The organism is Methylorubrum podarium (assembly GCF_040270385.1).
In the GTDB taxonomy this organism is placed as follows: Bacteria; Pseudomonadota; Alphaproteobacteria; order Rhizobiales; family Beijerinckiaceae; genus Methylobacterium; species Methylobacterium podarium.
In genome coordinates this window covers 16,670-29,984 of record NZ_JBELQE010000030.1, presented here as the reverse complement: position 1 = coordinate 29,984, position 13,315 = coordinate 16,670, and the positions used below count along the sequence as shown (strand labels likewise).

14 protein-coding genes are annotated in these 13,315 nt (G+C 69.5%); 9 read left to right on the top strand and 5 right to left on the bottom strand.

The window, feature by feature from the left end:
* Nucleotides 1–22: 22 nt before the first annotated feature.
* Together dapA and smpB are read left to right on the top strand one after the other, a co-directional pair.
* Nucleotides 23–913, top strand: a complete 891-nt coding sequence (gene dapA, locus ABS772_RS04185; protein ID WP_238254243.1) for a 4-hydroxy-tetrahydrodipicolinate synthase — start codon at nt 23–25, stop codon at nt 911–913.
* Nucleotides 914–1,040: 127 nt separating this feature from the next.
* Nucleotides 1,041–1,514 carry an SsrA-binding protein SmpB gene (gene smpB, locus ABS772_RS04180; protein ID WP_238254242.1) on the top strand — a complete coding sequence of 158 codons (474 nt, stop codon included), beginning with the start codon at nt 1,041–1,043 and terminating at the stop codon, nt 1,512–1,514.
* Between the two features lie 371 nt (nt 1,515–1,885).
* Here the strand turns inward: smpB and ABS772_RS04175 are convergent, their stop codons facing one another.
* The 4 genes from ABS772_RS04175 to rpoZ form a co-directional block, all read right to left on the bottom strand.
* Nucleotides 1,886–2,545: a LabA-like NYN domain-containing protein gene (locus ABS772_RS04175; protein ID WP_238254263.1), complete on the bottom strand. Its 660-nt coding sequence runs from the start codon at nt 2,543–2,545 to the stop codon at nt 1,886–1,888.
* A gap of 524 nt (nt 2,546–3,069) precedes the next feature.
* A complete protein-coding gene (pyrE, locus tag ABS772_RS04170; RefSeq protein WP_350392396.1) occupies nt 3,070–3,660 on the bottom strand; it encodes an orotate phosphoribosyltransferase in 591 nt (196 codons plus the stop codon).
* Nucleotides 3,661–3,842: 182 nt separating this feature from the next.
* Nucleotides 3,843–6,074 (bottom strand): RelA/SpoT family protein, encoded by a 2,232-nt coding sequence (locus tag ABS772_RS04165; protein ID WP_238254237.1) that lies wholly within the window; start codon nt 6,072–6,074, stop codon nt 3,843–3,845.
* Nucleotides 6,075–6,315: 241 nt separating this feature from the next.
* Complete coding sequence (gene rpoZ / locus ABS772_RS04160) at nt 6,316–6,726, bottom strand: DNA-directed RNA polymerase subunit omega (RefSeq protein WP_012455261.1); 411 nt, start codon at nt 6,724–6,726, stop codon at nt 6,316–6,318.
* 203 nt (nt 6,727–6,929) lie between these two features.
* Between rpoZ and ABS772_RS04155 the strand changes: the two genes are divergently transcribed.
* The 4 genes from ABS772_RS04155 to ABS772_RS04140 all read left to right on the top strand — a co-directional run bounded on the left by ABS772_RS04155 (nt 6,930) and on the right by ABS772_RS04140 (nt 9,749).
* The gene (locus tag ABS772_RS04155) at nt 6,930–7,496 is read left to right on the top strand and encodes a NifU family protein (protein ID WP_238254235.1); all 567 of its coding nucleotides are present in this window, start codon (nt 6,930–6,932) and stop codon (nt 7,494–7,496) included.
* Nucleotides 7,497–7,646: 150 nt separating this feature from the next.
* Complete coding sequence (gene tsaB / locus ABS772_RS04150; RefSeq protein ID WP_350392393.1) at nt 7,647–8,327, top strand: tRNA (adenosine(37)-N6)-threonylcarbamoyltransferase complex dimerization subunit type 1 TsaB; 681 nt, start codon at nt 7,647–7,649, stop codon at nt 8,325–8,327.
* Complete coding sequence (locus ABS772_RS04145; protein WP_350392391.1) at nt 8,324–8,845, top strand: GNAT family N-acetyltransferase; 522 nt, start codon at nt 8,324–8,326, stop codon at nt 8,843–8,845. The genes tsaB and ABS772_RS04145 overlap by 4 nt, the downstream gene beginning before the upstream one ends.
* A gap of 25 nt (nt 8,846–8,870) precedes the next feature.
* Nucleotides 8,871–9,749 (top strand): lysophospholipid acyltransferase family protein, encoded by an 879-nt coding sequence (locus tag ABS772_RS04140; RefSeq protein ID WP_238254214.1) that lies wholly within the window; start codon nt 8,871–8,873, stop codon nt 9,747–9,749.
* A gap of 4 nt (nt 9,750–9,753) precedes the next feature.
* Here ABS772_RS04140 and ABS772_RS04135 read toward each other — a convergent pair whose 3' ends face one another.
* The gene (locus ABS772_RS04135; protein WP_350392389.1) at nt 9,754–10,194 is read right to left on the bottom strand and encodes an MEKHLA domain-containing protein; all 441 of its coding nucleotides are present in this window, start codon (nt 10,192–10,194) and stop codon (nt 9,754–9,756) included.
* Nucleotides 10,195–10,323: 129 nt separating this feature from the next.
* On the opposite strand from ABS772_RS04135, the gene miaB reads away from it, so the two are divergent.
* The 3 genes from miaB to ybeY are packed head-to-tail and all read left to right on the top strand — an operon-like array spanning nt 10,324 to nt 13,310.
* Nucleotides 10,324–11,664, top strand: a complete 1,341-nt coding sequence (gene miaB / locus ABS772_RS04130; RefSeq protein WP_350392387.1) for a tRNA (N6-isopentenyl adenosine(37)-C2)-methylthiotransferase MiaB — start codon at nt 10,324–10,326, stop codon at nt 11,662–11,664.
* Nucleotides 11,665–11,700: 36 nt separating this feature from the next.
* Nucleotides 11,701–12,807, top strand: a complete 1,107-nt coding sequence (locus tag ABS772_RS04125; RefSeq protein WP_350392385.1) for a PhoH family protein — start codon at nt 11,701–11,703, stop codon at nt 12,805–12,807.
* Nucleotides 12,808–12,824: 17 nt separating this feature from the next.
* Nucleotides 12,825–13,310 (top strand): rRNA maturation RNase YbeY, encoded by a 486-nt coding sequence (ybeY, locus tag ABS772_RS04120; protein ID WP_350392383.1) that lies wholly within the window; start codon nt 12,825–12,827, stop codon nt 13,308–13,310.
* Nucleotides 13,311–13,315: the final 5 nt, after the last annotated feature.

Sequence of the window (13,315 nt, the reverse complement as noted above, 5' to 3'; positions counted from 1 at the left end):
AAGAACGGCCGGGAACGCCAGGATGACCGATACGCATGCCCGCCTTCGCGGCTCGATGACCGCGCTCGCGACCCCCTTCCGCGACGGCGAGTTCGACGAGTCGGCCTTCCGGAAATTCGTGAACTGGCAGATCGAACAGGGCACCCACGCCCTGGTGCCGACCGGCACCACCGGCGAGAGTCCGACGCTGAGCCATGCCGAGCACGACCGCGTGGTCGAAGTCTGCGTCGCCGAGGCCGCGGGCCGGGTGCCCGTGATCGCGGGCGCCGGCTCGAACGCGACGCGAGAGGCCGTGGCGCGGGCCCGTCATGCGGAAAGCGTCGGCGCGGATGCGGTGCTCACCGTCACGCCCTACTACAACAAGCCGACGCAGGAGGGCATGTACGCCCACTTCAAGGCGGTGAACGACGCCGTCGGCATCCCGATCATCATCTACAACATCCCCGGCCGGTCCGTGGTCGACATGAGCGTCGACACCATGAAGCGGCTGTTCGAGCTGAAGAACATTGCCGGCGTGAAGGACGCCACGGCCAAGATCGACCGTGTCAGCCTCCAGCGGCAGGCCATGGGAGAAGATTTCATCCAGCTTTCTGGCGAAGATGCGACGGCGCTCGGCTTCAACGCCCATGGCGGCCGCGGCTGCATCTCGGTGGTGTCGAACGTCGCGCCGCGGCTCTGCGCCGACCTTCAGGAAGCGTCGCTCGCGGGCGACTACGCCAAGGCCCTGGCGATCCAGGACCGGCTGATGCCGCTGCACGTGCAGATGTTCTACGAGTCGAACCCGGTGCCGGCGAAATACGCGCTCTCGCGCCTCGGGCTGATGTCGGAGGAGGTGCGCCTGCCGCTGGTGCCGGCGACGGAGGGCTGCCGCCGGGCGGTCGATGCGGCGCTGGCCCATGCCGGCCTGATCTGATCGTCCTGATCGGCGCCGTTCGCGGGCCTGATCTCACTCGAAGGACGAGGGGTCGCCGACGGCCCCTCGTTTCCCCATATTCCGGGGCCGTCCTCCGCCCGGCGCGCAAGAAGCTCAACCAGAAGAGATGGCACCGAAACCCGAACCCGGCCGGCGCGTCGTCGCCGACAACCGCTCCGCCCGCTTCCACTACGCGATCGAGGACACATTCGAGGCCGGCATCGCGCTGACCGGCACCGAGGTGAAATCCCTGCGCGGCGGCAAGGCGACGATCGGCGAGTCCTATGCCGGCCCCTCCGGCAACGACCTGATGCTGTTCAACGCCTACATCCCGGAATATCTGGAGGCGAACCGCTTCAACCACGACACCAAGCGGCCCCGCCGCCTGCTGCTGCACCGCCGCCAGATCAACAAGCTGATCGGCGCGACCCAGCGCCAGGGCTACACGGTGATCCCGCTGAAGATCTACTTCAACGACAAGGGCCGGGCGAAGGTCGAGCTGGGGCTCGGCAAGGGCAAGCAGCTCCACGACAAGCGCGAGACCGTCAAGGAGCGCGACTGGCAGCGCGACAAGGCCCGCCTGCTGCGCGACAAGGGCTGAGGCGGTTTCGGCGCTGGAGCAAGCCGCTTCCTCCCGCGGTCGTCGCGAGCGAAGGGGCAGCGAATCCAGCGCGAACGCTCATAATAGGGCTACGCGCCGAATCGCTTCGGCTTCGCCTCGCAATCGTAGACGTCCACAAATCCGTTGATCGCGGTCCGCTGCTGTCGGGACTGCGAACACGAGTGAACGGGCGCTCGCCGCGAACTTCGTCACCACCGCCGTCATTCCGGGGCCACGCAGTGGAACCCGGAATGACGGGGTGAGGGCATCGATGACCGTGTCTGGGAAATCAGCGGATTGCTGAACATCCACCGTGGTGACGGCGAGAGGATGATCCCTCCGTCACCACGACCCGAGCAGCGATGCGCCGCTCAGCCTTCCGATTCCTCGTCGGACGGACCGGGGCGGATGCCGTAGCGGCTTTCCAGACCCGGATTGGCGCGGGGCGCGCCGCGTTCGGCGAAGTCGCGGCGGGGGCCGTCGCCCGCGGCGCGGGCCGGGCGGTCGCCCGGGTCGCGGCCGATCCGGCCCGCGAGCTGGGCGAGATCGACGAACTCGTCCGCCTGACGACGCAGGTCGTCGGCGATCATCGCCGGCTGGGTCTGGATCGTCGAGACGACGGAGACGCGGACGCCGCGGCGCTGGATCGCCTCCACCAGCGAACGGAAATCGCCGTCGCCGGAGAACAGGACCATGTGGTCGATGTGGGGAGCGAGTTCGAGCGCGTCGATCGCGAGCTCGATATCCATGTTGCCCTTGATCTTGCGGCGGCCGGCCGAGTCGGTGAACTCCTTCACCGGCTTGGTGACGACGCGGTAGCCGTTGTAATCGAGCCAATCGATCAGCGGGCGGATCGAAGAATATTCCTGATCCTCGATCATCGCCGTGTAATAGAAAGCACGAATGAGATTGTCGCGGCTCTGAAAATCCTTGAGCAGACGCTTATAATCGATGTCAAAACCGAGCGCCTTCGTCGTCGCATACAGATTTGCGCCATCGATGAAAATCGCGGTGCGTTGTTTATCACTCATTGATCGATCCGTGTTCTGGAGCTGAAAGTCATTTCGTTGAAAATCTGGGCATGAACTCAGTATATGAAAACGCAAGATTGATGCACGAACAAGGTCCGGCACCCTCACATTCTCGACAGGCGATCGCCTTCGAGTGCCGAGCCGGGCTTTCTGCTAGAACAAGCCGTCGCAGGGCCGACAAGTCACGGTGGCGGAGAGTTGCAGCGCTCGCAACAGCGCGACCGACGCCGAACCAAGCCACCACCGTCGTGGCGGAGGGTGCAAGCTCTGTCAAGCGCCAGAAAGAGTTAACATGCCCTCCATGGCGAGGGCTCCAAGTTTTTGCCTCACAACTCAGAGATTATCAGTGGTTGCATTCTCTTGAGCGGCAATTGCAGGACGTCGTGTGAAACGGATCAGATGAAACTCAACCATACTTGAAGTTGCCCGCAGGCCCGAGCCGGCGCCGATGATCTTGGTGGAACCTTTGGCGGCGCTCGAAGCCACGCGTGAAGTTCGGTCGCACGGCGCTGCCGCGCGGGGGCTCAGGGTGCCGGGATCGCTCGGCTGCCCGGCTTGACCGCGGGAATAGCCGCGAGATCCGGCGGGAGGGCGTCGGGGGCGTAGGTCGGGATATCGAGGGTGACGAGGGAGACGAGCGGGAGTCCGATCTCGCCGCGCCCGCCGGACCGGTCGATCAGGCAGGCCGCACCGACCACCTCGCCGGCCTCGTCCTTCAGGGAGGCGAGGCATTCGCGGGCCGAGAGCCCGGTCGTCACGATGTCCTCGACGATGACGGCACGGGCCCCGGCGGGGATCGAGAAACCGCGGCGCAGGGTGAAGGGGCCGCCCGGATCGCGCTCGACGAAGATCGCCCTGGCGCCGAGATGGCGGGCGGTCTCGTAGCCGGGAATGATGCCGCCGATGGCCGGCGAGACCACGATGTCGATCCGGCCGAACTGCTTCGTGACGACGTCGGCGAGCGCCCGGCACAGCCGCTCGGTGCGCGCCGGATCGGAGAAGATCGTCATCTTCTGCAGGAAGGTCGGCGAGCGCAGCCCGGAACTGAGGATGAAGTGTCCCTGCAGCAGGGCACCCGCGGAGCGGAACTCTTCGAGAACTTCTTCCGGTGTCATGATTATCGGCTCGCCTGCGCGTGTTCCGCCGCTTGTTGCAGCGACGTGCACGGGGCGCAAGCGGGGCGCAGGCGGGTCATACCAAATCCGATGGATCCCTTCGGGATGGCGGATTTGGACTTCGCTCAGGCGCCGCGCTGGCTTGCTGATCCGGTCCCCGCTTTGACCAAGCGGAAACCGGATCAGCCGTTCACCCGCTCGACGCGGCTCACCGAGCGCTTGCCGCGCAGGTCGGCGACGATGGCGGTGAGATGCTTCAAGTCCGGCACCGAGAGATCGATCGAGATGTCGGTGAAGTCCTGCGTGCGCCGCTTCATCGAGACGTTGTCGATGTTGCCGTCGTGCTCGGCGATGACTTGGGCGATCTGCGCCAAGGTGCCGGGTTCGTTGATCGATTCGAGCGCGAGCTTGGCGGGGAAGCGCTCCTGCGAGCCCTCCACGTCCCAGCGCACGTCGAGCCAGCGCTCGGGCTCGTTGTCGAAGGCGGCGAGCGCCGCCGACTGGATCGGGTAGATCGTCACCCCGACGCCGGGGGTGAGGATGCCGACGATGCGGTCTCCCGGCAGGGCGCCGCCGTTCGGGGCGAAGCTCACCGGCAGGTCGCCCGCCAAGCCGCGGATCGGGATGCTGCCCGGCGCCGCGGCGCCGTCGGCCTCGCCGGAAAAGGTCAGCCGCATGGTCTGGTCCTTGGAGCGGGTGAGCCGCCCCGCCGCCCCGCTGGCCGCCGGACCGCCGCTCACGCCGGTGCGGCGCTCGTCCTTGAAGTCGGGATAGACCGCCTTCACCACGTCTCCCGAAAACATCTCTCCGCGACCGACGGCGGCGAAGACGTCTTCCGTGGAGGCGCGGGCGAGCCGGGGCAGGGCGCCGCGCAACTTCTCCTCGGAGAAGCTCTTGCCCGCCCGCTCGAAGGCCCGGTCGAGGATCTGGCGGCCCAGCCCCGCATATTGCCGCCGCACGGCGGTGCGGGTCGCCCGGCGGATCGCGGCGCGGGCCTTGCCGGTGACGACGAGCGATTCCCAGGCCGCCGGCGGCGAGGCGCCGTCGGAGCGGGCGATCTCGACCTCGTCGCCGTTGGCGAGTTCGTGGAGCAGGGGCGCGAGCCGCCCGTTGATCTTGGCGCCGACCGCGGTGTTGCCGACATCGGTGTGGACGGCGTAGGCGAAGTCGATCGGCGTCGCGCCCCGCGGCAGGGCGATCAGGCGGCCCTTGGGCGTGAAGCAGAACACCTGGTCCTGGAACAGCTCGAGCTTGGTGTGTTCGAGGAACTCTTCCGGCGAGTCGCCCTCGGCCAGGAGCTCGATGGTGCGGCGCAGCCACTGGTAGGCGCCGCTCTCGGTGGCGAGCCGCGGATGCACCTCGCCCTCCGCGCCCTCCTTGCCCGCCTCCTTGTAGTGGGCGTGGGCGGCGATGCCGTACTCGGCGATCTCGTCCATCTCGGCGGTGCGGATCTGAAGCTCGACGCGCTGGCGCTTCGGCCCGATCACCGTGGTGTGGATCGAGCGGTAATCGTTCTGCTTCGGCGTCGAGACGTAGTCCTTGTAGCGGCCCGGCACCATCGGCCAGCTCGTGTGGACCACGCCGAGCGCGGCGTAGCAATCGGCCACGGTGCCGACGATCACCCGGAAGCCGACGATGTCGGAGAGCTGCTCGAAGGCGACCGACTTGCGCTCCATCTTCGACCAGATCGAGAACGGCTTCTTGAGGCGCCCCTTCACCTGTGCGGTGATGCCGCGCGCCGCGAGCCGGGCGGTGAGGTCGTGCTCGATGCTCTCGATGACGCTGCCGGACTTGGCCGAGAGGTCTTCGAGCCGCTTGGTGATGGTGGCGTAGATCTCCGGCTTGAGGGTCCGGAAGGAGAGGTCTTCGAGCTCGTCGCGCAGCTCCTGCATGCCCATGCGGCCGGCGAGCGGGGCGTAGATGTCGAGGGTCTCCTCGGCGATCCGCGCCCGCTTGTCGTCGCGCATGAAGTGAAGCGTGCGCATGTTGTGCAGGCGGTCGGCGAGCTTGACGAGCAGCACCCGCACGTCCTCGGCCACCGCCAGGAGCAATTTGCGGAAATTCTCGCCCTGCACCGCCCGCTTCGAGACGAGATCGAGGCGCTTGAGCTTGGTCAGCCCGTCCACCAGCGCGCCGATCTCCGGCCCGAAGATCTCGCGGATCTCGTCGAGGGTGGCGGCGGTGTCCTCGACCGTGTCGTGCAGGACCGCGGCGACGATGGTGGCGTCGTCGAGGCGCAGGTCGGTGAGGATCGCGGCGACTTCGAGGGGATGGGCGAAGAACGGGTCGCCCGAGGCGCGCTTCTGCGTGCCGTGCGCCCGCATGGCGTAGACGTAGGCGCGGTTCAGAAGCGCCTCGTTCGCGGCCGGATTGTAGCGCTTGACCCGCTCCACGAGTTCGTACTGGCGCATCATCCGCCGAAGGATCCTGCTCTCACTGTGTCGGAAGCCCGGCCGGACGCGGCCGCGGTCGATCGCCCACCACCTTCCAGCATCGGCCGCCGTTTCGCCAGACCCACGGCGTCGCGGGAGATGCGCAGCCGTTCCCACTTTCCCGAATGGGTGGCTGGACGAATGGGGCCGCCAGACGAGAACGCCCGCCGCTCGGGGAACGAGGGCGGGCGTGAAACGCTGAAGGCGATGCGCGAGGAGGCGCTTACTCGCCCTCGTCGTCGGTCTCGGTCGGCGGCGCGAGGTTCTCGAGGCCGCGCAGAAGATCTTCCTCGCTCATGCGGTCGAACTGCACGTCCTTGTCGTCGGAGGACGACTGGGGCGCGACCGCCGCGGCGGCGGGCGAGCTCGACAGGAGCGGCACGGTCTCGGCCTCCGGCTCGTCCACCTCGACGTATTTCTGCATCGAGTGGATGAGCTGTTCTTTCAGATCCTCGGCCGTGATGGTCTCGTCGCCGATCTCGCGCAGGGCCACGACCGGGTTCTTGTCGCGGTCGCGCTCGACGGTCAGAGGGGCCCCGGCGGCGAGCAGGCGCGCGCGGTGGCTGGCGAGCAGGACCAGCTCGAAGCGGTTCTCGACCTTCTCGATGCAGTCTTCGACGGTGACGCGAGCCATGCGAGGCGGCTCCTTCCTCAGGCGCGGATACGAACGATGTGCGTGATGAACGGGCTTCCTACACCGGATGCCGCCGCGCAACAAGACACGTCACCGGTTGAGAATCCGCCTCTCCCGGTCCACATGGAAAGCGGCGCCGGCGGATCCCGGCGCCGCTCCCGGCCGGCCTTGAACCGGCGCCAGCGGACCCGAGGAATCTTCTCATGTTCATCCAGACCGAAGCCACGCCGAACCCCGCCACGCTCAAGTTCCTGCCCGGACGCGTCGTGCTGCCCGAGGGAACCTTCGAGGCCCGCGACGCCGCGGGCGCCGAGCGCTCGCCGCTCGCCACCGCCCTGTTCGCGGTGCCGGGCGTCTCCGGCGTCTATTTCGGGCACGACTTCATCTCGGTCACCAAGGCCGACGGCGTGAACGAGTGGCCGCAGGTGAAGCCCGCCGTGCTCGGCGCGATCATGGATCACTTCCAGTCCGGCCGCCCGGTCCTCGCCGAGGGCACGGCGCTCGCGGAGGACGAGACGGAGGAGTTCTACGACGAGGGCGACCACGACACGGTGGCCACCATCAAGGACCTGCTCGAGACCCGCGTGCGCCCGGCGGTGGCGGGCGACGGCGGCGACATCACCTTCCGCGGCTACCGCGACGGCATCGTCTATCTCGAGATGAAGGGCGCCTGCTCCGGCTGCCCGTCCTCCACCGCGACCCTGCGCCAGGGCGTGCAGAACCTGTTCCGGCACTTCCTCCCCTCCGTGCGGGAAGTCCAGGCGATCTGATCCGTCTCCTCCTCACGGCGGGCACCGGTGCAACACCGGCGCGCTTCCTTGGGGAGGCCGGCCCCCGGTGCCCTGACGGGGGCGATCGTTTCGTCGTAAACTGAACCCGATGGCGGGCGCCTGTGGCCCGCCGCCGGATGGATTGAACGGTTGCGGATCCTTGCCATCGATACGGCGCTCGAAGCCTGTGCCGCCTGCGTGGCCACCGACGACAGCGACGACCTGCTCGCCGAGGAGTCGATGCCGCTCGTGCGCGGCCATGCCGAGGCGCTGCTGCCGCTGATCGAGCGGGTCACGGCCCGGGTCGAGGGCGGGTTCGAGGGACTCGACCGGGTCGCGGTCACGGTCGGGCCGGGCAGCTACACGGGCCTGCGCGTCGGCCTCTCCGCCGCCCGGGCCATCGGGCTCGCGGCGGGCATTCCCGTCGTCGGCGTGACGACCCTGTCCGCCCTGCTCGCGCCCCAGCTCGCCCTCAACGGCGAGGATACGGTGGTCGCCGCGATCGATGCCCGCCACGGCGCCGTCTATCTCCAGGCCATGAGCGTGACGGAGGGCACGGTGATCCCGCCGCGGCATGTCGCCGTTGGGGAGGCGGTGAGCCTGCTCGGCGGACGACGGGCGATCCTCACCGGATCCGGCGCGCCCGCCCTCGCCGCGGCGGCGGGCGCGGCCGGGCTCACCGTCGAGGTCGCCGAGACGGGGGCGCCGCAGATCGCCTGGGTCGCCTCGCTCGGGCTCGTGGCCGACCCGGATCAGGCGCTGCCGCGCCCCCTCTACCTGCGCGGGCCGGACGCCCAGCCGCAGGATCATGCGAGGCTCGCAAGGGCATGACGCGCACCGTCTCCCCGTTCTGGCCCCTCGACTGGTGGTCCGCGTGGTGGGACACCTGGGGCTCCGTGCCCTACGTCGCGCCCCTGCGGGATGCCGGCCAGGCGGGCGACCTGGAGAAGCTGCACGCCACCGCCTTCGCCCGTCCCTGGGCCGCCCACGAATTCGAGCGGATGCTGTGCGAGCGCTCGATCGAGGCGCACGCCCTGCGCCGCGGCAACGCGCTGCTGGGCTTCGTGCTGTCGCGCAAGGCCGTGGACGAGGCGGAGATCCTCACCATCGTGCTGGCGCCCTCCGCCCGCGGCGGCGGCCACAGCCGACGGCTCTTGAGCGAGCACCTGACGGCGCTCGCCTTCGCCGGCATCCGCACGGTCCATCTCGAAGTGGACGAGGGCAACACGCCGGCCCTGAAGCTCTACGCCCGCCACGGCTTCCTCAAGGTCGGCGAGCGCAAGGGCTATTACCCGCTGCCCGACGGCAGCCGGGCGACCGCGCTGACCATGAGCGCGTCGCTGTCGTGAGGCCTCGCGCGAGCGCAGCCGCCCGATGACGCGGGCCGGCATCGGCCTCCGCCTGCTCGTCCAGGCCCTGGCCTTCCTGATCGTGATCGGGCCGCACTGGCTCAGCCTGCGCTTCGGCCGCGGGCGGCTCGCCGCGCATATCCCGGTGCTGTTCCACCGCCTGTTCCTGCGCCTGTTCTCGGTGCGGGTGACGCAGACGGGCACGCCGCCGCCACCGGGCGAGCCGGCCCTGGTGCTCGCCAACCACGTCTCCTGGCTCGACATCGTCGCCCTCGGCTCGCTGCGCCCGCTCTCCTTCGTGGCGAAGTCGGAGATCGAGGGCTGGCCACTGATCGGCCCGCTGGCCAAGCTCCAGCGCACGGTCTTCATCGAGCGGGCCAAGCGCGCGGCGACCGCCAGCGTCAACGCCACGGTCGGCGAGCGCCTCGTGAACGGCGACCTGATCGTGCTGTTCGCCGAAGGCACCACCGGCGACGGGTTGCGGCTGCTGCCGTTCCGCTCCTCCCTGGTCGGCGCGGCGCGTGCCGCGCTCTCCGCCGAAGCCGGCGGCCTCGCCCGGATCCGGCTCCAGCCGCTCGCCCTGGCCTATCCGCGCCGCAACGGCTTGCCCGTGACCCGCGCCGAGCGGCCGGAGATCGCGTGGTACGGCGACATGGAGCTCGCTCCCCATCTCGCCCTGTTCGCCGAGCGCGGCCCGATCGACGTCCACGTGGATTGGGGCGCACCGATCGCCTTCGATGCCGCCACCGACCGCAAGCTCGCCACCGCCCAGGCCGAGGCGGCGGTGCGCCGGGGCCTGCGCGAGATCCGCCTCGGCGGGCCCGGCGTCCGTCCGGTGCCGGCTCTGCCGGAGGCGGCCGGGGAGGGCGCCGACGTCTCGGCGCCGGGCATCGCCGCGGTGTGAGCGCTCAAGCCGGCAGCGGAAAGGTCGCCGCCTGCCCGCGGACGATCCCGCCCCCGTCGATCAGCTGCCAGACGATCCCCTCGGCGACGGCAAAACGCCGCCCGTCCTTGGCGACCCGGATGCCGGCATAGCCCGAGACGAATCCGTCGCGGGCGACCGCGTCGAGCAGGCGCTGCCGCTCGGCCCGCTCCGGCGCCTCCGCCGAGAGCCGCGAAGGCATGCCGACGAACTCCTCGAGAGTGTAGCCGAACGCCCGCTGCGCCGCCCGGTTGGCGTAGACGAAGAGCGGGTCGGCGCCGGTGTCGTGGGCGAGCACGGCGAAGGGCGCCTGCCCGTAGAGCCAATCCGGCCCGAGATCCGGCTCCGGCAGCAGCGGGCGGCCGACGAGGCGCAGGAAGCTGCCGGTCAGCAGGGCGAAGAAGGCGAGGTCGTCGGCAGGGTTCACGGGCGGGACTCTTCGGGTGGGCGAGGGGGTGCGCAAGAGAATCGTGTCGGCGCGCGAACCGTGATAGAGGGCCTGTCGAGCAGAAAGTCCCCCGAAATTCGCCGCCCGTCGGCGGCAGGGTTCCCGATCTTGAAGAAAGCCTACGTCAAGTCCTACGGCTGCCAGATGAACGCCTACGACGCCGGCCGCATGGCCGACGTGCTGGCGGCCGAGGGCTACAGCGCGACGGACTCGGTCGAGGAGGCCGACGTCGTCGTCCTCAACACCTGTCACATCCGCGAGAAGGCCGCGGAGAAGGTCTATTCGGAGCTCGGACGCCTGCGCGTGCTGAAGGGCGAGCGCGCCGAGGGCGGGCAGGACACCTGCATCGTGGTCGCGGGCTGCGTCGCGCAGGCGGAAGGGCGCGAGATTCTCTCGCGCGCCCCGGCGGTCGACGTCGTCGTCGGCCCGCAGAGCTATCACCGCCTGCCGGATCTCCTGCGCCAGTCACGGGAGAGCCGCGTCGTCGACACCGAGTTTCCGGTCGAGGACAAATTCGATCACCTGCCCGCCCGGCGCAACCGCGGCGTCACCGGCTTCCTCACGGTGCAGGAAGGCTGCGACAAGTTCTGCGCCTTCTGCGTCGTGCCCTATACCCGCGGCGCGGAGGTCTCGCGCTCGGTCGCGGCGGTGGTCGAGGAGGCGCGCCGCCTCGTCGAGGGCGGGGTGCGCGAGATCACGCTGATCGGCCAGAACGTCAACGCCTATCACGGCGACGGGCCGGACGGGGCGGCCTCGACGCTGGGGCAGCTCATGGAGGCGCTGGCCTCGGTTCCGGGGCTCCTGCGCCTGCGCTACACGACGAGCCACCCCAACGACTTCGCGGACGACCTCATCGTCGCGCACGAAAGGAACCCGCTGGTAATGCCCTACCTGCACCTGCCGGTGCAATCGGGCTCGGACCGCATCCTCCACGCAATGAACCGGCGCCACACCGGCGACGCCTACCGCCGGCTGATCGAGCGCATCCGCAATGCGCGGCCCGACATCGCCCTGTCCTCGGACTTCATCGTCGGCTTCCCCGGCGAGACCGACGCCGATTTCGCCGAGACGATGCGGCTCGTCGCCGATATCGGCTTCGCGGCGGCCTTCTCGTTCAAGTACAGCCCGCGGGCCGGCACCCCGGCGGCGGAGCGCGCGGACGCGGTTCCCGAAGCGGTGAAGACCGAGCGTCTGGCCGCCCTGCAGCAGCTCCTCGACGCGCAGCGCCACGCCTTCAACGCGGCCGCGGTCGGCACGGTCGCCGAAATCCTGGTCGAGAAGACCGGCCGCCATCCGGGACAGGTCGCGGGCAAGACGCCGCACCTCCAGGCGGTGCAGTTCGACGCGCCGCCCTCGACCATCGGCACCCTGGTCCCGGTGCGGATCACGCGGGCGGGCTCCAACAGCCTGTTCGGCGAGGCGCTGGAGGGTGCGGCCGCCGCCGCGTGACCTATATGAGGCATCCCATCATGCCGGATCTCTCGCGTGCCGATTGACGTTGCGTCCGCCCGTGGCCCCGCCGGCCGCAACAACCGACCATCCCCGGGGCGTCCGGGCCTCTCCGAAACGGTCGAAGTCTCGCTGACCTTCGACGACAACCGGCTCGCGAGCCTCGTCTTCGGCCAGTACGACCAGAACGTCGCCCATATCGAGCGGCGGCTCGGCATCACCGGCACCGCGCTCGGCAACCACCTCGTGGTCAAGGGCACGCCCGAGGCCGCCGAGAAGGCCCGGCGCGTGTTCGAGCGGCTCTACGCCCGCGTGCAGAAGGGCGGCACCACCCTGACGCTCGGCGACGTGGACGGGGTGATCCAGGAGGTGACCGTCCAGGGCAACCTGTTCCCCTCCGCCGAGATCACGGCCGACAACGGCCGCGAGCAGTTCGAGCAGATCGCGACCCGCAAGCGCGGCGCCGTGCGCGCCCGCAACGCGGCGCAGAGCGACTACATCAAGCTCCTGCGGGCCAACGAACTCGTCTTCGCCGAAGGCCCCGCCGGCACCGGCAAGACCTGGCTCGCCGTCGGCCACGCCGTCTCGCTGCTGGAGCAGGGCCACGCCGAGCGCCTGATCCTGTCGCGGCCCGCCGTCGAGGCCGGCGAGCGGCTCGGCTTCCTGCCCGGCGACATGCGCGAGAAGGTCGATCCGTACCTGCGCCCGATCTACGATGCGCTCTACGACTTCATGGAGGCCCGCCACGTCGACCGCGGCCTGCAGACCGGCATCATCGAGATCGCGCCGCTCGCCTTCATGCGCGGGCGCACGCTGACCAACGCCGTGGTCCTGCTCGACGAGGCGCAGAACACCACCTCGATGCAGATGAAGATGTTCCTGACGCGACTGGGCGAGAATTCGCGCATGATCATCACCGGCGATCCGAGCCAGATCGACCTGCCGCCGGGCCAGAAGTCGGGTCTCGTCGAGGCGGTCAACGTGCTCGACGGCGTCGAGGGCATCGGCCGGGTGCGCTTCCGCGATGTGGACGTGGTGCGCCACGACCTCGTGCGCCGCATCGTCACCGCCTACGAGGCCGCCGCCCACGGCGAGGCCGAGGCCGACCGCAACCCGAACCCGCGGCGCCGGCCGCTGGCCTGACCCCTCGCGCGACCGACATGAGCGACAACGAGATCGACATCGCCGTCGAGGATCCGCGCTGGGAGCAGGCGGTCCCCGATCTGGAGGCGTTCGCGCTGCGGGCCGTCGAGGCCGGATTGGCCATTCTGCCCGATTCGGCCTCCGGTCCGGTCGAGGTGAGCGTCCTGCTGGCGGACGACGCCACCGTCCAGACCCTCAACCGGACATGGCGGAACAAGGATAAGCCCACCAACGTGCTGTCGTTTCCGGCCGCGGGAGGGCCGCTGCAGCCCGGCATGGCGCGGCCGCTCGGCGACGTGGTTCTTGCGTATGACACGCTCGTGCGCGAGAGTGCGGAGCAGTCGAAGCCGTTCGAGCACCATTTCGCCCACCTCCTCGTCCATGGCACCCTTCACCTTCTCGGACAGGACCATGAGACCGGCGAGGCAGAGGCCGACGCCATGGAGGCGCTCGAGGTCGCCGCGCTCCGGACTCTCGGCATCCCGAATCCTTACGACGACTGACAACC